Raw genomic sequence first — 18,702 nt, 5'->3', positions numbered from 1 at the left:
CAGCCGCGCTTCCGATTCAGCGCAGTGAGCACGAGATGATCGTCGATGTATTCGGGCAATATCTCTCGAATGAGAGAGGGCTCGCCGCCGCGACAGTGGGGAGCCACAAGCTTCTGTCGCTTCGATTTCTCCGGGAGGTGTGTCCTTTCGGCGCAGACGAGTTTGCAGCGCTCACCCCGGAGATCGTTATCGGTTATGTCGAGCGACATGCGCTCGACGGTTCCGCCGACAGTGGCAAAGCCATGTGCGGGGTTGTGCGTGCTTTCCTGCGCTATTTGCATCTGAAGGGCTTCATCTCGACGCCGCTCGCTGACTGTGTGCCGTCCATCCGCCGCTGGCGACTTGCCGGCCTTCCAACCTTCCTGCCGCCCGAGAAAGTCCAGAAGGTTCTCGATGCCTGCGATCGGACGACGGCAATGGGTCGTCGGGACTATGCGGTTCTGATGATCCTCGCCAAGCTCGGTTTGCGCGCCAGCGAAGTGGCCACCCTCAATCTTGACGATATCGACTGGCAGTCGGGCACGATCCTCGTACACGGAAAGGGACGACGACAAGCGACTATGCCGCTGCGTCACGACGTCGGAACAGCGATCGTCGCTTATATCCGGCATGGGCGCCCAGCTTCGGCATGTCGGCGAGTCTTCTTGCGAACACTTGCGCCGCATGTGGGCTTTGCCTCCGGCTGCGCCATCACGATGATCGCGAAGCAGGCACTCGAACGGGCAGGCATTGACGGCTATGCGCATCACGGTGCCCATCTTTTCCGCCACAGCCTTGCGACCGACCTTTTGCGGTCGGGCGCCAGCTTTGCCGAGATCGGTCAACTGCTCCGCCATCGAAGCATCGACAGTACAAGAATCTATGCAAAGCTCGATATTGAGAAGCTGCGGGAACTGAGCCTACCCTGGCCGGGAGGTGTCCAATGAGCCGGCTTCGCACCGCGCTTGAGCGCTACATCGGCATGCGCCAAGGGCTGGGATACAAATATGACGGTCCGGCAAAACGATTGTCGGAGTTCGTCGCTTTCATGGAAGCCCGCGGCGCCGAGACCATCACGGCGGACCTGGCAATGGAGTGGGTCACCTCGATGGGCCGGCAGCCGAGTTGGTCAATCCGACTGGCTGATGTGCGCTGCTTTGCCCAGCACCTCAGTCATTTCGATCCTTTGACGGAAGTGCCACCGAGCGACGCTGTGGCGCCGGCACGGCGGACAAAACCCTACATCTATAGTGAGGTCGAGATTCAGGCACTTCTGGCGGCAGCACTGTCGTTGCCGCCGGCCAACGCCCTGCGGCGCTGGACATATCACTGCCTGTTCGGGCTGATAGCGGTCGCCGGACTGCGCCATTCCGAAGCGCTCAGCCTGCTCCGGGCCGATGTAGATCTCGACCAGGGCGTCCTCACCATCCGAGAGACAAAGTTTGGCAAGTCACGGCTGGTGCCGCTGCATGCCACGACAATTGCTGTCCTTTCAGGCTATGCCGCCCGACGCGATGCACACCTTGGTACGCCGCGTAGTCCCTATTTCTTCGTCGCCGAACAGGGCGGCAGATTGCTGCATCAATACGTGCACCGCGTGTTCTGGCGACTATCTCGGCAAATCGGATTACGGCAGGAGGGGAAACGAGATGGCCCACGGATTCATGATCTTCGTCACCGTTTCGCCGTCCAGACCCTGATCAACTGGCATCGCGCCGGCGAAGATGTGGAACGCGAGCTGCCGGTTCTCTCGACCTTCCTCGGCCATGCGAATGTTCGCGACACCTATTGGTATCTGTCCGCCACGCCGGAACTGATGAACCATGCCGTACGGCGATTGAATAAGCGCTGGGAGGTACGGTCATGAGACGCACGAAAGACCTGGCCGTGCTGATCGAGCGGTGGTTCACAGATCGGCTCATGAAGCATCGAGGTGTAAGTTCTAACACCATCGCCTCCTATCGCGACACCTTCAGGCTCCTGTTTGCGTTCGCACAGACGCGCCTTGGGAGATCCCCATCGGAGTTGACGCTGCGGGATTTGGACGCTCCCTTCATCGGCGCATTCCTGGAGGATCTTGAGACGAAGAGATCCGCCTCGGTGCGGACCCGGAATCTCCGCCTTACAGCCATCCGCTCTTTCTTCCGATATGCGGCGTTCGAGGAGCCGGCACATAGCGCCCACATTCAGCGTGTGCTCGCGATCCCCAGCAAGCGATGTGACAAGCGGCAGCTTCAGTTTCTAACTAGGCCCGAGATTGAAGCGATCCTGGACTGCACGGATCGAAGCACGTGGCTGGGACGCCGCGACTACACTCTGCTGTTACTGGCCGCCCAAACGGGGCTGCGGGTCTCGGAGATCATCGACCTTGACCGAGATTCGGTAATGCTCGGCCGCGGTGCGCATGTGCAATGCATCGGCAAGGGCCGCAAAGAGCGAAGTACGCCGCTCACAAAGGTTGCACAGCAAGCCCTCCGTTATTGGCTCAAGGAACCAGGGAAGCGAGGCTCAACAGCCCTCTTTCCGAATACGCACGGTGGCAGGCTCAGCGCCGACGGCGTGCAGGCACTGCTGAACAAATATGTCGCCAAAGCACGTGAGCACTGCGTCTCCCTTCGCTCAAAGCGGGTGTCGCCCCATGTCTTGCGGCACTCTGCTGCCATGGAGTTGCTGCAGGCGGGCGTCGACTGCTCCGTCATTGCCCTGTGGTTGGGCCATGAAGCGATGGAAACGACGTTGACCTATCTTCATGCGCATCTCGAACTGAAGGAATCTGCACTCGCAAAGCTGAAGCCGTACGAAGGCGCCAAGGCCGAGCGATTTCGACCAAGCGACCGGCTTCTGGAATTCCTGAACACCCTCTGAGCATGAGAACTATGCCGAGTGCCAAACAACGGCGACCCGCCAAACTGGCTCGGAACGCACGGTTTGCCGTTCCTGCCAGAAGACGCACTCGGCATAGTTCGCCGGTCGGCATAAACGTGTAAGCTCAATACTGTCGATCCGCTTGCCTATTTGACCTGCACACTCACCGCCATTGCCAACGGTCACAAGCAGCGCCAGATTGAGGGTCTCCTGCCGTGGAATTACTCCTTAGCATAATGGGTGTTTGAAGGCTTTCGTCGGCCCGTTAGCGAAACGACGACGCAGCTATGTGTTTGGCTCTAGATTCGGTCTCCAGGAACTGGGTAAAATTGATCCTGTGCCTTTAACGACCTGTTTCTTGATCACCGTTACCCTGCCCAGGTGGCCGTTCGGCGCTAACCAATACAGTTCCAGAGAGGCGGAGCGTGCAGCAGATTCATTATCGCTTATTTCGCTGTGTGCTTTTTGCTGGCCTTCTCGTGGCGGCTTCGTGCTCGGACAACAGGGCGACCGCAGTAGTGAGCAAATTTGCCGAAAGCGAACTTCACTACATTGGGACTGGATGTGAGGGGCCATTCTGGGCCATTCGAGACGGCAACTTCGTCGCCTTCGACGGGGCGGCGTATCGGGTCCAGATGGAGAATGTCACCCTTGAGGATATCGGTTCGCATCGCGTTTCCATGTCCTCGCCATTGCCAAAAGGGAACCTTGTTACGACATTTGTTGGTTTCCACGCAGAACTGAGCCGGTTAGGCGCATAATTTCCATTGAGAATTGAGCCATGTGAACCTTCCCCCAACGCGGAGAGCGACGGGGGCAACGGAGTGATCCACATGGGACTTTTAAACATCATCCGTCGGATGGCGCTGCGCGAGAAGCAGTCGATCCGCGAGATCAGCCGGCGCACTGGACTGTCACGCAACACGATCGCGAAGTATTTGAGTGCCGGTACGATCGAGCCGACGTTCACGGTACCGGAACGACCGAGCAAGCTTGATCCTTTTGCCGACAAACTTGCTGGCTGGCTGCAGACCGAGGCCGGAAGGTCGCGCAAGCAGCGCCGAACGCTGAAGCAGCTTCATGCCGATCTGGTGGTTCTCGGCTTTACCGGCTCCTATGGACGGGTCGCCGCGTTCGCCCGTGAGTGGCGGGTTGAGCAGCAGACGGCGGGCCGCGGCATATTCGTTCCGCTGTCTTTCCGCCCAGGCGAAGCATTCCAATTCGATTGGAGTGAGGACTATGCCGTAATCGGCGGCGAGCGCACGAAGCTTCAGGTCGCCCATATCAAGCTATCACACAGTCGCGCCTTTCTGGTCAGAGCTTACCTGCTGCAGACGCACGAGATGCTCTTCGACGCTCACTGGCACGGGTTCCGCGTGTTCGGCGGCGTACCTGGTCGCGGCATCTATGATAACATGAAGACCGCGGTCGATCGTGTTGGCCGCGGCAAGGAACGGCAGGTCAACGTCCGCTTCCAGGCGATGACGAACCACTACGTCTTTGCGCCCGAGTTCTGCAATCCCGCCGCAGGCTGGGAGAAAGGCCAGGTCGAGAAGAACGTCCAGGATGCCCGACCACGGCTGTGGCAACAGATGCCGGACTTTCCAGATTTAGCGGCGTTGAACGCATGGCTGGAACAGCATTGCCAGGACCTGTGGCGCGAGACACCGCATGGCACCTTGTCCGGTTCGATCGCAGATGTTTGGGGTGATGAGCAGCCTGCCTTAATGGCATTGCCCGCCATGTTTGACGGCTTCGTCGAGCAGAGCAAGCGCGTCTCACCGACATGCTTGATCACCTTCGAGCGTAATCGTTACAGTGTGCCTGCATCATTTGCGAACCGGCCCGTCAGCCTGCGGATTTATCCCGAGCGGCTGGTCGTTGCAGCCGAGGGCAATATCCTCTGCGAACATCCGCGGATCATAGAACGCAGCCACGACAAACCACCACGGACGATTTATGACTGGCGGCATTACCTTGCCGTCATCCAGCGCAAGCCCGGTGCTTTGCGCAATGGCGCACCCTTCCTGGAATTGCCGCCGGGCTTTCGACAACTGCAGGATCAGATGCTTCGCCGCCCCGGTGGTGATCGGGAGATGGCCGACATCCTCGCTCTGGTTCTTCATCACGACGAACAGGTTGTCGTCAGGGCTGTGGAACTGGCTCTGGATCAAGGCGTCGCGACCAAGACGCATGTGCTGAACCTGCTGCATCGTCTGATCGATGGGAAGACGACTGATGGTCCTGACATCGACACGCCACAGGCGCTGACCTTGCTGCTTGAACCCAAGGCCAATGTAGAACGCTATGACGGTCTGCGGGTCCGGATCGTAGGAGGTCGTCATGCGTCATGATCCTGCCAGCGCCGCCGTCGTCATCATGCTGCGTAGCCTGAAGATGTATGGCATGTCTCAAGCCGTCACGGACCTGATCGAGCAAGGGGCTCCAGCGTTTGATGCAGCCGTGCCGATCCTGTCCCAATTGCTGAAAGCCGAAATGGCCGAACGCGAGGTCCGCTCCATCGCCTATCATATGAAGGCTGCCCGCTTCCCGGCCTACAAAGACATCTCCGGATACGACTTCGCCGCCAGCGAAGTCAACGAAGCGACGGTGCGCCAACTAAACCGATGCGAGTTCATCGACGGAGCGCAGAATATCGTGCTTGTCGGCGGGCCGGGCACAGGCAAAACACATGTCGCGACCGCCCTCGGTGTCCAGGCGATCGAGCATCATCGCCGAAAGGTCCGCTTCTTCTCGACCATCGAATTGGTCAATGGGCTCGAGCAGGAGAAGGCCAAAGGAAAAGCAGGCCAGATCGCCGAGACACTGGTTCGCCTCGATCTGCTGATCCTCGATGAGCTGGGATACCTTCCGTTCAGTGCTTCGGGTGGAGCGCTGCTCTTCCACCTCTTGAGCAAGCTTTACGAGCGCACCAGCGTCATCATCACCACCAATCTCAGCTTCAGCGAATGGGCCACGGTCTTCGGCGACGCCAAGATGACGACCGCTCTGCTCGATCGCCTGACCCACCGTTGCCATATCCTGGAAACCGGGAACGACAGCTTCCGCTTCAAAGCCAGCTCGGCCGCCGCGGCACAAAAGAGAGGAGAAAAGGCCAACCCATTGACCAAAGCATGATCAGAAAACCATACTTAGAGGTGGCTCACTTCTCGGTGGAAAAACCGGCTCAGTTCCGCGTGGAAACCAACAGACATTCTTGCTCAAGCACGATGATACAGTCGCCATAATCGAAGGCATTCGCCCGGTTCCAGATTTCACGCCTGAGCAATGGGCATCGGCTTATGGCGCTCAGATGCGACAAGCGTCAGAGACATTAAGAGCGAGCCCCTCATTGGTTTTATGCCCGGCTTCGAAAAGCTAGAGTAGGACTGCAATTGGCGCGATGCAGTCGTCCCCGGCCTCGCAAGACAGTTCGAAACGCCTAAAGCATCTTGATCGAGTGCGACCGGGACCCCGCTTACTCTTCCATCACTGATGAAACAACGTGACATCGCCCCCCCCCGGCGCGCAAAATACCACGCTCCATCCATGAGGGCGCTCGCGACATGGCTCGCGATATCGCCAAAACGGAAGCCTATGTCACTTCGAGGCGGGAGAGGAAAAAGGTCGAGATGCTCTTTGCTCACCTCAAACGCATCCTCAGATTGGATCGCTTGCGACTACGAGGGCCGAATGGAGCTAGAGATGAGTTCCACCTCGCAGCCGCAGCCCAAAACCTCCGGAAACTCGCAAAGCTACAAAGCTAATCCCGACGCCGATGCCGAAACCAGCATAAAGGGAGCTACACCTTGGCGCGCCAGCCGCAATCCAGATGCTGCCGCACGATCTCGACGCGACTTTATCAATGGTATCGGCCCATTACCGCCATCCCGACTATTTCTAGGGCATTGGCTTCTGATTGGGATTCGCGGCCAGGAATTCGCCAAGAGCCCGGTCCTCGGCATGGCGTTTCTGCTGATCGATAATCACGAAGTTGGTACCCAACTCGACCTGAAGCAAAAGCAGAAGCTGGTCCACATCGCTATTGAAGCGGTCGCACCTGGCTTGCGTCCAGAGGCTTGGATCAGGTGGATACAATGGGTTGAGGTAGCTAAGATATTCTTGATCAAGACGGTTGATGAGCGAGTGAACGTTGCTTGGCAATAAAAGCCGGGGGGGAAGTGCGACATCCCCTTGAAGGTCATACACGGTCGCATCAAGCGGTCCGACGCCTAATTTGGATCGGGTAGCATCATCACCCGCCCACAAGCATCCGCCAGCCCCAAAATCAAAGAAAAATCGTAGTGTACCTTTTGTCATGGTGGGAACAGTCATGTTTTACGAAATGTCCGCAAGTGGCGCATCGTTGCCATCTCTATCACAGCGGTATTACTCGAAACAGCAATACGCGCACGGTCAAGGTGCGAGGCAAACAGCGCTAACTCCGATGTGTGGGCGCCTGTTCGTGTTCCGCGGGCGTGGCGGCGGCCTGATCAAGGTCATCTGGCATGATGGTCAGGGAGCCTGCCTGTTCACGAACGATCGGCGTTCATACTACACCTCTTTCCTCGCCAGTTGATGTTTTTGGCTCAGTTTGCGTTTCTCGATACGCAGCAGCGCGATTCTTGAGGGGGTTCCATCGGCTGCATTGCTTTTGCGGCAGGTCTCCATCGGCGATTTCGTACAGGCTATAGTGCCCGTTATAGGCATGTCTGGTGATGAGGCCAAATTTGGCCCATCTGGCGACGGTTTGCTCGCTGATATTGAGATGCGCTGCCGCTTCCTGTCTTGTCAGCATTCCCCGCTGTCGCAGTCGATCATATCGTGATCGCAGCTTATATTCGTGGATGAGATAGGCGACTTTGAGGGGTGTAAAGCGGGCGTCCTGGCAGCCGCGACGTGCGGTTCCACCTGGGCGATGTCCCTGCTCGTTTAGAATCTCGGCGATCTCGGGATAAATGTAATCGTCGAGAAGCCTATCGACCAGTTCAATGATACTGGGCTTTGTCTTGATCTGCTGAGGAGAGGATTTTGGGTTCATGGTGGTGAGCGTCTGGATTTTGCCGCCCTTGAAGCGAACGTGAAGCTTGGTGGTTCCTTCCGCTGGCAGCTTTAAGAGAGTGACATCCTCAATGATGTGGGCCAGTAATCGCTTGCGTTCGCGGCTTAGGGTATCCGGCTCTTTCCAGAGCTGGTTGAAGTCGGCCGTCATCGCGACTAACCGTTCGTGGACAGCTTTATCGAGGATGAATTGATCGTGCTCTCGGCCACGTTCGCGCTCTTCGCGGGCACTGGCCAGCGTGCGAAGCTTCTCGTTCCATTCACCTTCGAGCGTGTCGGCGACGAGGCGGTTACTAGGATCGACAAGCATGAAGCGGCGCTGAGCGAGCTCGGCTTCCGTTTGGGCGCGTTCGATTGCGCGACAGCGCAGCCGGTCTGCTTCTTCATGCCGGGCTTGGATCTCCTTGCGGACTTCGAGAGCGAGTTCGACGGCCGCCGGCGTCATTTGCTCGGCAATCAGCATACCGATGGCTTCATCGACGGGAGGCCCGGCGATCGACTGACACATAGGCTCCCCACGATAAATGCGGGCACGATTACAAATGTACCAGGCTTCCTGCCGGCCACGCCGCGCCGCATAGCGAACCCTAAGATGGCTGCCGCACTGCCCACATACGGCCCGGCCTTGCAGCAGTGCCGGTCCCTCCCTTGGGATTGAAGCTCGTGCCGCTTCAAATCCACGGCCATTCGCCTTGAGGATCTTCAGATTCTCCTGATGTCGCTCCCAGCTGATATAGCCGGGATGAGCATCGGGAATGCAGGCCGGCCAGTCATCAATGTCGCGCGCACGCAGAGTCTTTTTGCCGTCGATGGTGCGTCGAAACTGTCGTCGGCCATAGGTATAGGCGCCAGCGTAGCGCGGATTGTTCAGGACACGCATCGCCGTCGATGCGGTCAGCGGCCGAAACAGCGTGCCGCCGTTGTGTAGGCGCGATGGAAACAATAGGCCTTCATTGCGAAAGACCTTGACGGTCTGGGAGGCGGACCCGAGGCGAGAGAACATCTCAAAGAAATGAATGATCGTTTCTCTGACTTGCATGTCTGGATCGAGCGTCACATTGCCGAAATGGTCATAGACCAACCCAGTCGGCAGGAGGCAACGAAACTCGCCGCGCCGCACCTTGTTGAGAATGCCGCCGCGTAGCCGGGCTTTGATCACATGCAGTTCGGCCTCACTCATTGTTCCCTTGAGGCCGAGCAGGAGCCGGTCGTTGAAACTTGCCGGATCATAGACGCCGTCCTCGTCGAGGATCAGGGTGTCGGCAAGGGCGCAAATCTCCAGCAGACGCTGCCAGTCGGCATTGTTGCGCGCCAGACGCGAGACCTCCAGGCCCATGACGATCCCGGCATGTCCCATGCCGACGTCGCTGACCAGCCGCTGAAACCCCTCGCGCCACACCGCCGATGCACCGGACTCTCCTTGATCGTTGTCGATGACGATAATCTGCTCGTCGCGCCAGCCGAGGGCGACAGCGCGTCCCCGAAGCGCATATTGCCGCCTGGCGCTCTCGACGTTCTCGACGACTTGCCGCATGGAAGACTGGCGGATGTAGAGGTAGGCGCCACGTTCGAGGTGATGAGGCTGGACTTTGAGATGTACATTCATGGTGACCTCCGATCGTTGGTGCTCATAGCGATTGTCGCAAGGACGTGAACGACGGCGCTGTGTCCGCCGCGCAGCGGCCAAGCCATTGACGATGGGTAATTCTGCTCTGGCGGGGTGACTGCTGTTGCGGTCAGCGCCTGAGCCCATCCCCACATGCCCCGGCGCAGAAAGAGCATCAGGCCGCTACGGGCCATAAGTGGCAGCGCTGCGCCGAAGGCGGCCTTGCGCAATACCTCGTACTGGGACGCGATGGTCGACGGTTGGGTCGGGCATGCCGCCGTCGCGGCAATGTTTACGTGTCGCTTTTTTTTAGAACCCGCTCGATCGATCTGGGATGAAGCTCGATATCGAGTTCCTGGCGGAGCAGCTTGGCCAGTTCCCGGGCGCGAACGGGTTCTCCTGGGGCGGTCTGCGCCTGCAGAAATGCCAGGACTTTGTCGTCGATCTTGTGGGGACCGCGGGGGCCCGGCTTTGTCGGCACCAGTCCGGCAATCCCGGCCATGTCGAAGTTCACCTTGGCCTGGTAATAGGTTGGCCTGGAAACACCGTACTCGTCGGAGGCCTCCGTCACCGACACCTTGTCGATGGACACGCGACGCAGCATCTCGTATTTGACCTGCACGGCGTCGTGCGGATCGAAGAACTCGCTGCCCCGAAACTTTGGATCGCGCACCTTCTCGGGGGTGGGATTGAACGTGCCCTCTTCGATGAGGACATCCATCTTTGTGCGCTTGCTCTCGTACTTCGCAGACATCAATGGCTCCGAGGACATGAAGCGGCGTTAGCGTAATGCTAATTATGCCGCATTCTGCTACCTCGTCAAGGCGATGTTTATGGTCTATCTGACGCGATATCTCGTATTTGCAGGCGTACCATCTCATAAAAACGACCTCTTGCGGCATAATCCACTTTACAGATGCGACATATTTACCTTTACACTTCAGCGCGTCAGCGCGGGCTCGATTTGCTCGAAAGGCGCTCCACCAGAGTGGCCAACTCCATTAAGTCGACAATCCGCAAGAGCAATCGTCCGTTGCTCATGACGACTTCGGGATCCAGGCTCACAAGATCAGTCCATTGCGGAGGAACCGACCAAACAGTGGCGTCCTCGGTCTGCAGCAAAAGGCGTTCACCATGCCGGTTGTAGCGCTTGCCGATGCACGGCAACTGTCGTGGGAATAAAGGATGAAACGGATGCGTTACCCGCACTAACTGCGTATCTGCGTTGGCAGTGGCTGCATTCTGTTGTGAGGTACAAGAAGTTGGAACGTGGACGTTTCATATGGCCGTCGGCGGCCGATGGAACGGTCGTGATTACGCCTGGGCAGCTCGGTTATTTGCTGGAAGGTATCGACTGGCGGATGCCGCAAAAGACCTGCGACCAACCTCGGTCGGATGAGCAAAAATACTGGAATAGCGGGGGCGAATATGATTCCATCTCGCCATGAACAGCCCTGTCGACCAGCTTCCAGATGACCTTGCCAGTGCGCTCGCACTGCTGGCCGAAGAGCGAGCGCTGCGTGTTGCTGCCGAGGTGGAAGCGGCGACAGCCAAGGCGGAAGCTGCCAGCGCAAAAGCGCTCGTGTCACATTCCGAGGCGCTGATCGCGCGGCTGAAGCTGGAGATCGAGAAGGTCCGCCGAGAGCTTTACGGCAGCCGCTCTGAGCGCAAGGCGCGGCTTCTCGAACAGATGGAACTGCAACTCGAAGAACTCGAAGCTGATGCCGGCGAAGACGAACTCGCGGCAGAGATGGTTGCCAAAAGCTCGACCGTCAGGGCCTTCGAGCGCAAGCGTCCGTCACGCAAGCCCTTTCCTGAACACCTGCCGCGCGAGCGCGTCGTTATTGCCGCCCCATCCAGTTGCCCATGCTGTGGATCGGCCAAGCTGTCGAAGCTCGGCGAGGATATCACCGAGACCCTGGAGGTCATTCCGCGTCAGTGGAAGGTTATCCAGACGGTGCGGTAGAAGTTCACCTGCCGCGAGTGCGAGAAGATCACGCAGCCGCCAGCACCCTTCCATGTGACACCCCGCGGCTTTGCCGGCCCGAACCTTCTGGCGATGATCCTGTTTGAGAAGTTCGCGCAGCATCAGCCGCTCAATCGCCAAAGCGAGCGCTATGCCCGAGAGGGGATCGATCTCAGCCTGTCGACGCTTGCCGATCAGGTCGGCGCGTGTGCCGCAGCCCTGAAGCCCATCCATTCGTTGATCGAGGCCCATGTCCTGGCGGCCGAGCGGCTGCATGGCGACGACACGACCGTGCCGATCCTGGCGAAGGGAAAGACCGATACCGGCCGCATCTGGACCTACGTTCCGGACGATCGGCCGTTCGGCGGACAGTCACCGCCCGCCGCCCTCTACTATTCCTCTCGGGATCGGCGGCAGGAGCATCCAGAGCGACATCTGAAGACCTTCACCGGCATTCTGCAGGCGGATGCCTATGGCGGCTATAACCCGCTGTTCAAAGCAGATCGCGATCCCGCGCCTCTGCGCCAAGCACTCTGCTGGGCACATTCGCGCCGCAAGTTCTTCGTGCTGGCCGACATTGCCACGAACGCCAAACGTGGCAGCAAAGCCGGACCGATCTCACCGATGGCATTGGAGGCCGTCAAACGGATCGATGCCCTGTTCGATATCGAACGGGAGATCAACGGTCTTAGCCCCGAGCAGCGCCAGGAGCGCCGCCGCAAAGACAGCCAGCCGCTCGTCGAAGAACTGCATGACTGGCTCCAAACTGAGCGGGCAAAGCTGTCGCGCAGTTCTCCTGTCTCTGAGCCGATCGACTACATGTTGAAGCGCTGGAACGGCTTCACGGCCTTCCTCGAAGACGGCCGGATTTGCCTGACGAATAATGCCGCCGAACGCGCGCTCAGAGGCTTTGCTCTCGGAAGAAAGTCATGGCTCTTCGCCGGATCGGATCGTGGCGCTGATCGTGCCGCCTTCATGGCCACGCTGATCATGACGGCATTATGCCGCGCGCGGCATAAGGCAGTTTATGCCGACCGGCGAACTATGCCGAGTGCGTCTTCTGGCAGGAACGGCAAACCGTGCGTTCCGAGCCAGTTTGGCGGGTCGCCGTTGTTTGGCACTCGGCATAGTTCTCATGCTCAGAGGGTGTTCAGGAATTCCAGAAGCCGGTCGCTTGGTCGAAATCGCTCGGCCTTGGCGCCTTCGTACGGCTTCAGCTTTGCGAGTGCAGATTCCTTCAGTTCGAGATGCGCATGAAGATAGGTCAACGTCGTTTCCATCGCTTCATGGCCCAACCACAGGGCAATGACGGAGCAGTCGACGCCCGCCTGCAGCAACTCCATGGCAGCAGAGTGCCGCAAGACATGGGGCGACACCCGCTTTGAGCGAAGGGAGACGCAGTGCTCACGTGCTTTGGCGACATATTTGTTCAGCAGTGCCTGCACGCCGTCGGCGCTGAGCCTGCCACCGTGCGTATTCGGAAAGAGGGCTGTTGAGCCTCGCTTCCCTGGTTCCTTGAGCCAATAACGGAGGGCTTGCTGTGCAACCTTTGTGAGCGGCGTACTTCGCTCTTTGCGGCCCTTGCCGATGCATTGCACATGCGCACCGCGGCCGAGCATTACCGAATCTCGGTCAAGGTCGATGATCTCCGAGACCCGCAGCCCCGTTTGGGCGGCCAGTAACAGCAGAGTGTAGTCGCGGCGTCCCAGCCACGTGCTTCGATCCGTGCAGTCCAGGATCGCTTCAATCTCGGGCCTAGTTAGAAACTGAAGCTGCCGCTTGTCACATCGCTTGCTGGGGATCGCGAGCACACGCTGAATGTGGGCGCTATGTGCCGGCTCCTCGAACGCCGCATATCGGAAGAAAGAGCGGATGGCTGTAAGGCGGAGATTCCGGGTCCGCACCGAGGCGGATCTCTTCGTCTCAAGATCCTCCAGGAATGCGCCGATGAAGGGAGCGTCCAAATCCCGCAGCGTCAACTCCGATGGGGATCTCCCAAGGCGCGTCTGTGCGAACGCAAACAGGAGCCTGAAGGTGTCGCGATAGGAGGCGATGGTGTTAGAACTTACACCTCGATGCTTCATGAGCCGATCTGTGAACCACCGCTCGATCAGCACGGCCAGGTCTTTCGTGCGTCTCATGACCGTACCTCCCAGCGCTTATTCAATCGCCGTACGGCATGGTTCATCAGTTCCGGCGTGGCGGACAGATACCAATAGGTGTCGCGAACATTCGCATGGCCGAGGAAGGTCGAGAGAACCGGCAGCTCGCGTTCCACATCTTCGCCGGCGCGATGCCAGTTGATCAGGGTCTGGACGGCGAAACGGTGACGAAGATCATGAATCCGTGGGCCATCTCGTTTCCCCTCCTGCCGTAATCCGATTTGCCGAGATAGTCGCCAGAACACGCGGTGCACGTATTGATGCAGCAATCTGCCGCCCTGTTCGGCGACGAAGAAATAGGGACTACGCGGCGTACCAAGGTGTGCATCGCGTCGGGCGGCATAGCCTGAAAGGACAGCAATTGTCGTGGCATGCAGCGGCACCAGCCGTGACTTGCCAAACTTTGTCTCTCGGATGGTGAGGACGCCCTGGTCGAGATCTACATCGGCCCGGAGCAGGCTGAGCGCTTCGGAATGGCGCAGTCCGGCGACCGCTATCAGCCCGAACAGGCAGTGATATGTCCAGCGCCGCAGGGCGTTGGCCGGCGGCAACGACAGTGCTGCCGCCAGAAGTGCCTGAATCTCGACCTCACTATAGATGTAGGGTTTTGTCCGCCGTGCCGGCGCCACAGCGTCGCTCGGTGGCACTTCCGTCAAAGGATCGAAATGACTGAGGTGCTGGGCAAAGCAGCGCACATCAGCCAGTCGGATTGACCAACTCGGCTGCCGGCCCATCGAGGTGACCCACTCCATTGCCAGGTCCGCCGTGATGGTCTCGGCGCCGCGGGCTTCCATGAAAGCGACGAACTCCGACAATCGTTTTGCCGGACCGTCATATTTGTATCCCAGCCCTTGGCGCATGCCGATGTAGCGCTCAAGCGCGGTGCGAAGCCGGCTCATTGGACACCTCCCGGCCAGGGTAGGCTCAGTTCCCGCAGCTTCTCAATATCGAGCTTTGCATAGATTCTTGTACTGTCGATGCTTCGATGGCGGAGCAGTTGACCGATCTCGGCAAAGCTGGCGCCCGACCGCAAAAGGTCGGTCGCAAGGCTGTGGCGGAAAAGATGGGCACCGTGATGCGCATAGCCGTCAATGCCTGCCCGTTCGAGTGCCTGCTTCGCGATCATCGTGATGGCGCAGCCGGAGGCAAAGCCCACATGCGGCGCAAGTGTTCGCAAGAAGACTCGCCGACATGCCGAAGCTGGGCGCCCATGCCGGATATAAGCGACGATCGCTGTTCCGACGTCGTGACGCAGCGGCATAGTCGCTTGTCGTCGTCCCTTTCCGTGTACGAGGATCGTGCCCGACTGCCAGTCGATATCGTCAAGATTGAGGGTGGCCACTTCGCTGGCGCGCAAACCGAGCTTGGCGAGGATCATCAGAACCGCATAGTCCCGACGACCCATTGCCGTCGTCCGATCGCAGGCATCGAGAACCTTCTGGACTTTCTCGGGCGGCAGGAAGGTTGGAAGGCCGGCAAGTCGCCAGCGGCGGATGGACGGCACACAGTCAGCGAGCGGCGTCGAGATGAAGCCCTTCAGATGCAAATAGCGCAGGAAAGCACGCACAACCCCGCACATGGCTTTGCCACTGTCGGCGGAACCGTCGAGCGCATGTCGCTCGACATAACCGATAACGATCTCCGGGGTGAGCGCTGCAAACTCGTCTGCGCCGAAAGGACACACCTCCCGGAGAAATCGAAGCGACAGAAGCTTGTGGCTCCCCACTGTCGCGGCGGCGAGCCCTCTCTCATTCGAGAGATATTGCCCGAATACATCGACGATCATCTCGTGCTCACTGCGCTGAATCGGAAGCGCGGCTGGTATTAAGCCTTTCTCCCGTAACGCCAAAAGCAAGCGGCGGAGCGCCGATCGATCGCCCGAGTCGGGCTTCCAGTGTTTGAAACGATGCTCAAGAAAGCGGTCGGCGTGAACCTCATTCAAATCCTGCGGAGCATGTCCATTGCCAACATGCCAGTCCATCAGATCCCGAAACAGGCTCAGCGACCGCCACGTGCATTGCCGCCCCAAACCTTCGTTCGACATTTTGGCGGCGTAAACGCCCGCAAACTCCCGATACGGACCGTAGACCAGCTTCCGGTATAGGGCGCTGCGATTCAAATAGTCAGTTGCGTTCATGTGTCCTCTCCTTCGCGACAATTGCGACGGAGAGACCCTAAGCTATGCCGACTAGGCGGCCGCTATGGTGCTGGAAACGTTGGCAAAAAGTTGATTAATCGGCATAGTTCGCCGGTCGGCATAAACCGCCAAGCTCAATGACATCGACCCACAGGCTTGGCTCGCCGACGTTCTCGCCAACATTGCCGACACGCCGATCAGCAGGCTGGAGCAATTGCTGCCGTGGAACTGGAAACCGACGCAAACAGCAGCCGTTGCGGCATAGGATCAACGATGGATCGCAAAGCCAACCGAGCTATCATTCGGAAAATATTGCTCACCGAGTGGGACCCCATCGGGGTGTCGGACATTCCTGAAGCGCAAGACGAATATGATGCCTATGCCGATACCGTCTATGGCATGCTGGCCAATCAAACCGCCTCAGTTGATGCCATCGCGCAGTATCTCTTCAAGATCGCGACCGAGCACATGGGGCTCTCATACCCAGAACTTTCAGAGCGCTGCGACAAGGCGGCAAGAGCCGTCGGGGCACTTCAGTCAGACCGCTGAACCTACACACCATCAGCGCCAGGTGCGGCAATCACCGGATGCTTACGAAAGCAGATCCGGCCCAACGACTTCTCCGTGTTGGGGTCCAGTATCGCGATTTCTTGAAAGCTAAGCGAACGAGCGAGACAACAAAGAGCCGTAGCCTGCAGATCAGTCCGAAGTACACGGTCGCGTTCTGGCGCGGCCTCGAACTGGATCCCGACAATCCGAAACAGGAGGAGTGGCTGAAAGCAGTCGATGTCCTAAGGGATCGCATACAGGGCCGATTTATCAAGCCAGCGCAGACCCTGATCGATGTCGATAAATCTAACCACCAGCAAACATATGGCTTTGCGATCCTCGCCCTGGATTGCCTCGTTCTCGAAACAATTCAAGGTTTCCGTGAGGGCATGACCAACCATACACGTCAAAGCGGTCGGCTGTTTAGAGAGTTCCTGAGCAACTGGCAGCCATTTATCAATTGTCTCGGCGCTGGCATGGTGGCGACGAAGAAGGCTGACGAGTTCTATAGCCAAGGGCGATGCGCACTCCATCACAGCGGGCGACCGAAAAGATGACGGTCGGGGTCAGCGGCCCAATAATGCGCTTCGATAATGGTCAAATCACTGTGAACCGCACACTATTCCACACAGAATTGGAAGCGGAGTTTGATCGATATCTGGCAACCTTGGCCGGCCCGCACTCTGTAGATCTTCGAAAGAAGTTTCTCCTAAAAATGAACACCATATGTGGACTATAATAGCTGCGACGGCATCCGGTCCGTCGCACCTGCCAACTTTGGAACCCAAGCCGTTGCCGTCGTAGCATTCTCATAGACCAATATATCACCGGACGGCCTTTGCCGAAGCCCCAAACGAGAGTAAGGATAAGGTGCCGGAACACCTGACCTGACGTCCGAGCAGGGCTCTAGTAGCCGTTCGCAACGAGGCTCTCATACTCCGAGACAAAGTCCTTTCTCAGATAAAAGCTGAGATATGCGTTCTTTAAGGTGTCGAAATACGCCTCCTTGTCCTGAAAAGCATTCCGCACCATCAAAGGCGCGGCCGGCCCTTCGTCACTATGATAGTCGTTGTACTTTACAATATCAGCAAAGCTGAAGCCAAGCTTCTGCAGATCGCGATAAATCGCAGACCTGCTGACCTTGCCCCCAAGTTTTATCCAGTTTTGCGTTCGCTCCAGCGGTTTTTGGTTGCTGTTGTTGGTTCGGTAGCGGCGGGTTGCGGTGCGGAGCCATTTCGGCTGCGCAGCACCGCATCACGTCGCGGGTTGAGTGTCTGAGCGAATTCGGCCGGTGTCAGCCAGCCAAGGCCTGAATGCGGGCGTTGATCGTTGTAATCGCTACGCCAGTTTGAAAGCGCAGACCGGGCGTGAGCGAGCGACGAGAACAGAGTTTCATTCAAGAACTCGTCTCGCAGCCGCCCGTTGAAGCTTTCGATAAAAGCGTTCTGGATAGGCTTGCCAGGCGCAATGTAATGCCAGTCAACCTTGGTCCGGTCCGCCCATTGCAGGATCGCGTTGCTGGTGAACTCGCTGCCGTTGTCGGAGACGATCATCCTCGGCTTGCCGCGCTCCTCGATAATCCGGTCAAGCTCCCGTGCGACGCGAAGACCGGAAAGTGATGTATCGGCGACGAGCGCCAGGCACTCCCTCGTGCAATCATCGACGACGGTCAGAATCCGCAGCCTGCGCCCATCGGTGAACTGATCCGACACGAAGTCTAGCGACCAACGGTCATTGGCCACCATCGGCACCAGCATCGGCGCTCGCGTGCCTATCGCTCGCTTGCGACCGCCGCGCTTGCGCACCGTCAGTTTCTCCTCCCGATAGAGCCGGAAGAGCCTCTTGTGGTTCACGAGGTGACCCTCCCGCCTCAGCAGCACATGAATGCGTCGATATCCAAAGCGGCGGCGTTCATGCGCCAACGCCTTCATTCGCTCGCGAAGCTCATGATCATCGTCGCGCCTGGTCTCGTAACGAATCGTCATTCGGCAAAAACCAATGGCTTTACACGCCCGCCGTTCGCTCATCTCATGATGGATCATCAGATGCGCGACAGCTTTCCGCTTGGCCGCGGGCGTCACCACTTCTTTCCCAAAAGGTCTTTCAAAGCGGCATTGTCGAGCATGGCATCCGCCAGAAGCCGCTTCAGCTTCGTGTTCTCGTCCTCCAGCGTCTTCAGCCGCTTGGCTTCGGATACCTCCATGCCGCCGAATTTGGCCTTCCATTTATAGATGCTGGCATCGCTGACGCCGTGCTTGCGGCAAAGCTCCGAGACCGGCGTGCCAGCCTCGTGCTCCTTCAGAATGCCGATGATCTGTTCGTCTGTGAAACGATTGCGCTTCATTCCCTGGTCCTCTCAATGGGCCAGAGCTTACTT

At 58.4% G+C, this 18,702-nt stretch carries 18 protein-coding genes and 4 pseudogenes; 14 read left to right on the top strand and 8 right to left on the bottom strand.

Annotated features, from left to right (window positions below; all coding sequences use genetic code 11):
• The first annotated feature begins 35 nt into the window (after nt 1–35).
• The 8 genes and pseudogenes from ACD590_RS37470 to ACD590_RS37435 form a co-directional block, all read left to right on the top strand.
• Nucleotides 36–926: a site-specific integrase gene (locus ACD590_RS37470; protein WP_439020950.1), complete on the top strand. Its 891-nt coding sequence runs from the start codon at nt 36–38 to the stop codon at nt 924–926.
• On the top strand, nt 923–1,846 hold the full coding sequence (locus ACD590_RS37465) for a tyrosine-type recombinase/integrase (protein WP_086083856.1): 924 nt from the start codon (nt 923–925) through the stop codon (nt 1,844–1,846). Before ACD590_RS37470 ends, ACD590_RS37465 begins: the two co-directional genes overlap by 4 nt.
• On the top strand, nt 1,843–2,844 hold the full coding sequence (locus ACD590_RS37460) for a tyrosine-type recombinase/integrase (protein WP_096772358.1): 1,002 nt from the start codon (nt 1,843–1,845) through the stop codon (nt 2,842–2,844). Before ACD590_RS37465 ends, ACD590_RS37460 begins: the two co-directional genes overlap by 4 nt.
• Before the next feature lie 114 nt (nt 2,845–2,958).
• Nucleotides 2,959–3,081, top strand: a pseudogene (locus ACD590_RS37455) (transposase domain-containing protein); the annotation flags it as partial.
• 188 nt (nt 3,082–3,269) lie between these two features.
• Nucleotides 3,270–3,605: a hypothetical protein gene (locus ACD590_RS37450; protein ID WP_096772308.1), complete on the top strand. Its 336-nt coding sequence runs from the start codon at nt 3,270–3,272 to the stop codon at nt 3,603–3,605.
• A 72-nt stretch (nt 3,606–3,677) separates the two neighbouring features.
• Complete coding sequence (gene istA, locus ACD590_RS37445) at nt 3,678–5,198, top strand: IS21 family transposase (RefSeq protein WP_141399585.1); 1,521 nt, start codon at nt 3,678–3,680, stop codon at nt 5,196–5,198.
• Complete coding sequence (gene istB, locus ACD590_RS37440; protein ID WP_096772310.1) at nt 5,188–5,982, top strand: IS21-like element helper ATPase IstB; 795 nt, start codon at nt 5,188–5,190, stop codon at nt 5,980–5,982. The genes istA and istB overlap by 11 nt, the downstream gene beginning before the upstream one ends.
• Nucleotides 5,983–6,365: 383 nt before the next feature.
• A pseudogene (locus tag ACD590_RS37435) lies at nt 6,366–6,640 on the top strand (transposase); the annotation flags it as partial.
• 104 nt (nt 6,641–6,744) lie between these two features.
• Here the strand turns inward: ACD590_RS37435 and ACD590_RS37430 are convergent.
• Nucleotides 6,745–7,179 (bottom strand): hypothetical protein, encoded by a 435-nt coding sequence (locus ACD590_RS37430; protein WP_376766383.1) that lies wholly within the window; start codon nt 7,177–7,179, stop codon nt 6,745–6,747.
• Between ACD590_RS37430 and tnpB (ACD590_RS37425) the strand changes: the two genes are divergently transcribed.
• Nucleotides 7,163–7,423: an IS66 family insertion sequence element accessory protein TnpB gene (gene tnpB / locus ACD590_RS37425; protein ID WP_376766382.1), complete on the top strand. Its 261-nt coding sequence runs from the start codon at nt 7,163–7,165 to the stop codon at nt 7,421–7,423. The genes ACD590_RS37430 and tnpB (ACD590_RS37425) overlap by 17 nt on opposite strands.
• Here tnpB (ACD590_RS37425) and ACD590_RS37420 read toward each other — a convergent pair.
• The 3 genes from ACD590_RS37420 to ACD590_RS37410 form a co-directional block, all read right to left on the bottom strand.
• Nucleotides 7,394–9,511, bottom strand: a complete 2,118-nt coding sequence (locus ACD590_RS37420; RefSeq protein WP_096772313.1) for a recombinase family protein — start codon at nt 9,509–9,511, stop codon at nt 7,394–7,396. The two genes, tnpB (ACD590_RS37425) and ACD590_RS37420, sit on opposite strands and share 30 nt — an antisense overlap.
• 292 nt (nt 9,512–9,803) lie before the next feature.
• Nucleotides 9,804–10,232 carry a helix-turn-helix domain-containing protein gene (locus tag ACD590_RS37415; protein WP_245424676.1) on the bottom strand — a complete coding sequence of 143 codons (429 nt, stop codon included), beginning with the start codon at nt 10,230–10,232 and terminating at the stop codon, nt 9,804–9,806.
• Between the two features lie 227 nt (nt 10,233–10,459).
• A complete protein-coding gene (locus ACD590_RS37410; protein WP_239621142.1) occupies nt 10,460–10,720 on the bottom strand; it encodes a DUF5372 family protein in 261 nt (86 codons plus the stop codon).
• On the opposite strand from ACD590_RS37410, the gene tnpB (ACD590_RS37405) reads away from it, so the two are divergent.
• Together tnpB (ACD590_RS37405) and tnpC are read left to right on the top strand one after the other, a co-directional pair.
• Nucleotides 10,684–10,959 (top strand): IS66 family insertion sequence element accessory protein TnpB, encoded by a 276-nt coding sequence (gene tnpB, locus ACD590_RS37405; RefSeq protein ID WP_170961542.1) that lies wholly within the window; start codon nt 10,684–10,686, stop codon nt 10,957–10,959. The two genes, ACD590_RS37410 and tnpB (ACD590_RS37405), sit on opposite strands and share 37 nt — an antisense overlap.
• Nucleotides 10,956–12,476: pseudogene (gene tnpC / locus ACD590_RS37400) on the top strand (IS66 family transposase); the annotation flags it as partial. The gene tnpB (ACD590_RS37405) and the pseudogene tnpC, both read left to right, overlap by 4 nt.
• Before the next feature lie 140 nt (nt 12,477–12,616).
• Here the strand turns inward: tnpC and ACD590_RS37395 are convergent.
• The 3 genes from ACD590_RS37395 to ACD590_RS37385 are packed head-to-tail and all read right to left on the bottom strand — an operon-like array spanning nt 12,617 to nt 15,425.
• On the bottom strand, nt 12,617–13,618 hold the full coding sequence (locus tag ACD590_RS37395) for a tyrosine-type recombinase/integrase (RefSeq protein ID WP_096772358.1): 1,002 nt from the start codon (nt 13,616–13,618) through the stop codon (nt 12,617–12,619).
• A complete protein-coding gene (locus ACD590_RS37390; RefSeq protein ID WP_086083856.1) occupies nt 13,615–14,538 on the bottom strand; it encodes a tyrosine-type recombinase/integrase in 924 nt (307 codons plus the stop codon). The genes ACD590_RS37395 and ACD590_RS37390 overlap by 4 nt, the downstream gene beginning before the upstream one ends.
• On the bottom strand, nt 14,535–15,425 hold the full coding sequence (locus ACD590_RS37385) for a site-specific integrase (RefSeq protein WP_439020950.1): 891 nt from the start codon (nt 15,423–15,425) through the stop codon (nt 14,535–14,537). The genes ACD590_RS37390 and ACD590_RS37385 overlap by 4 nt, the downstream gene beginning before the upstream one ends.
• 475 nt (nt 15,426–15,900) lie before the next feature.
• Here ACD590_RS37385 and ACD590_RS37380 point away from each other — a divergent pair.
• From ACD590_RS37380 to ACD590_RS37370, 3 genes and pseudogenes are all read left to right on the top strand, one after another.
• Nucleotides 15,901–16,041, top strand: a pseudogene (locus ACD590_RS37380) (transposase domain-containing protein); the annotation flags it as partial.
• Nucleotides 16,042–16,049: 8 nt separating this feature from the next.
• Nucleotides 16,050–16,325, top strand: a complete 276-nt coding sequence (locus ACD590_RS37375) for a hypothetical protein (RefSeq protein WP_096772376.1) — start codon at nt 16,050–16,052, stop codon at nt 16,323–16,325.
• Between the two features lie 38 nt (nt 16,326–16,363).
• Nucleotides 16,364–16,882 carry a hypothetical protein gene (locus ACD590_RS37370; protein ID WP_096772377.1) on the top strand — a complete coding sequence of 173 codons (519 nt, stop codon included), beginning with the start codon at nt 16,364–16,366 and terminating at the stop codon, nt 16,880–16,882.
• A 597-nt stretch (nt 16,883–17,479) separates the two neighbouring features.
• Here ACD590_RS37370 and ACD590_RS37365 read toward each other — a convergent pair.
• A protein-coding gene (locus ACD590_RS37365) for an IS3-like element ISRle4 family transposase (protein WP_096772380.1) occupies nt 17,480–18,669 on the bottom strand; the annotation gives its coding sequence in 2 pieces (ribosomal slippage) (nt 17,480–18,420 and nt 18,420–18,669; 1,191 coding nt in all).
• Between the last annotated feature and the right edge of the window lie 33 nt (nt 18,670–18,702).

The organism is Rhizobium sp. 862_C5_N1_2 (assembly GCF_051811205.1).
In the GTDB taxonomy this organism is placed as follows: Bacteria; Pseudomonadota; Alphaproteobacteria; order Rhizobiales; family Rhizobiaceae; genus Rhizobium; species Rhizobium leguminosarum.
Note: the sequence above shows the minus strand (reverse complement) of the source record. Positions and strands in the feature narration are given on the sequence as shown.

Coding starts and splice junctions, on each gene's coding strand:
- ACD590_RS37390 (WP_086083856.1), bottom strand. CDS start 14,538: ATGAGCCGGCTTCGCACCGCGCTTGAGCGCTACATCGGCATGCGCCAA.
- ACD590_RS37430 (WP_376766383.1), bottom strand. CDS start 7,179: ATGACTGTTCCCACCATGACAAAAGGTACACTACGATTTTTCTTTGAT.
- istB (WP_096772310.1), top strand. CDS start 5,188: ATGCGTCATGATCCTGCCAGCGCCGCCGTCGTCATCATGCTGCGTAGC.
- ACD590_RS37470 (WP_439020950.1), top strand. CDS start 36: ATGATCGTCGATGTATTCGGGCAATATCTCTCGAATGAGAGAGGGCTC.
- ACD590_RS37460 (WP_096772358.1), top strand. CDS start 1,843: ATGAGACGCACGAAAGACCTGGCCGTGCTGATCGAGCGGTGGTTCACA.
- ACD590_RS37465 (WP_086083856.1), top strand. CDS start 923: ATGAGCCGGCTTCGCACCGCGCTTGAGCGCTACATCGGCATGCGCCAA.
- ACD590_RS37375 (WP_096772376.1), top strand. CDS start 16,050: ATGGATCGCAAAGCCAACCGAGCTATCATTCGGAAAATATTGCTCACC.
- istA (WP_141399585.1), top strand. CDS start 3,678: ATGGGACTTTTAAACATCATCCGTCGGATGGCGCTGCGCGAGAAGCAG.
- ACD590_RS37370 (WP_096772377.1), top strand. CDS start 16,364: ATGCTTACGAAAGCAGATCCGGCCCAACGACTTCTCCGTGTTGGGGTC.
- ACD590_RS37395 (WP_096772358.1), bottom strand. CDS start 13,618: ATGAGACGCACGAAAGACCTGGCCGTGCTGATCGAGCGGTGGTTCACA.
- ACD590_RS37415 (WP_245424676.1), bottom strand. CDS start 10,232: ATGGATGTCCTCATCGAAGAGGGCACGTTCAATCCCACCCCCGAGAAG.
- ACD590_RS37420 (WP_096772313.1), bottom strand. CDS start 9,511: ATGAATGTACATCTCAAAGTCCAGCCTCATCACCTCGAACGTGGCGCC.
- ACD590_RS37385 (WP_439020950.1), bottom strand. CDS start 15,425: ATGATCGTCGATGTATTCGGGCAATATCTCTCGAATGAGAGAGGGCTC.
- tnpB (WP_376766382.1), top strand. CDS start 7,163: ATGGTGGGAACAGTCATGTTTTACGAAATGTCCGCAAGTGGCGCATCG.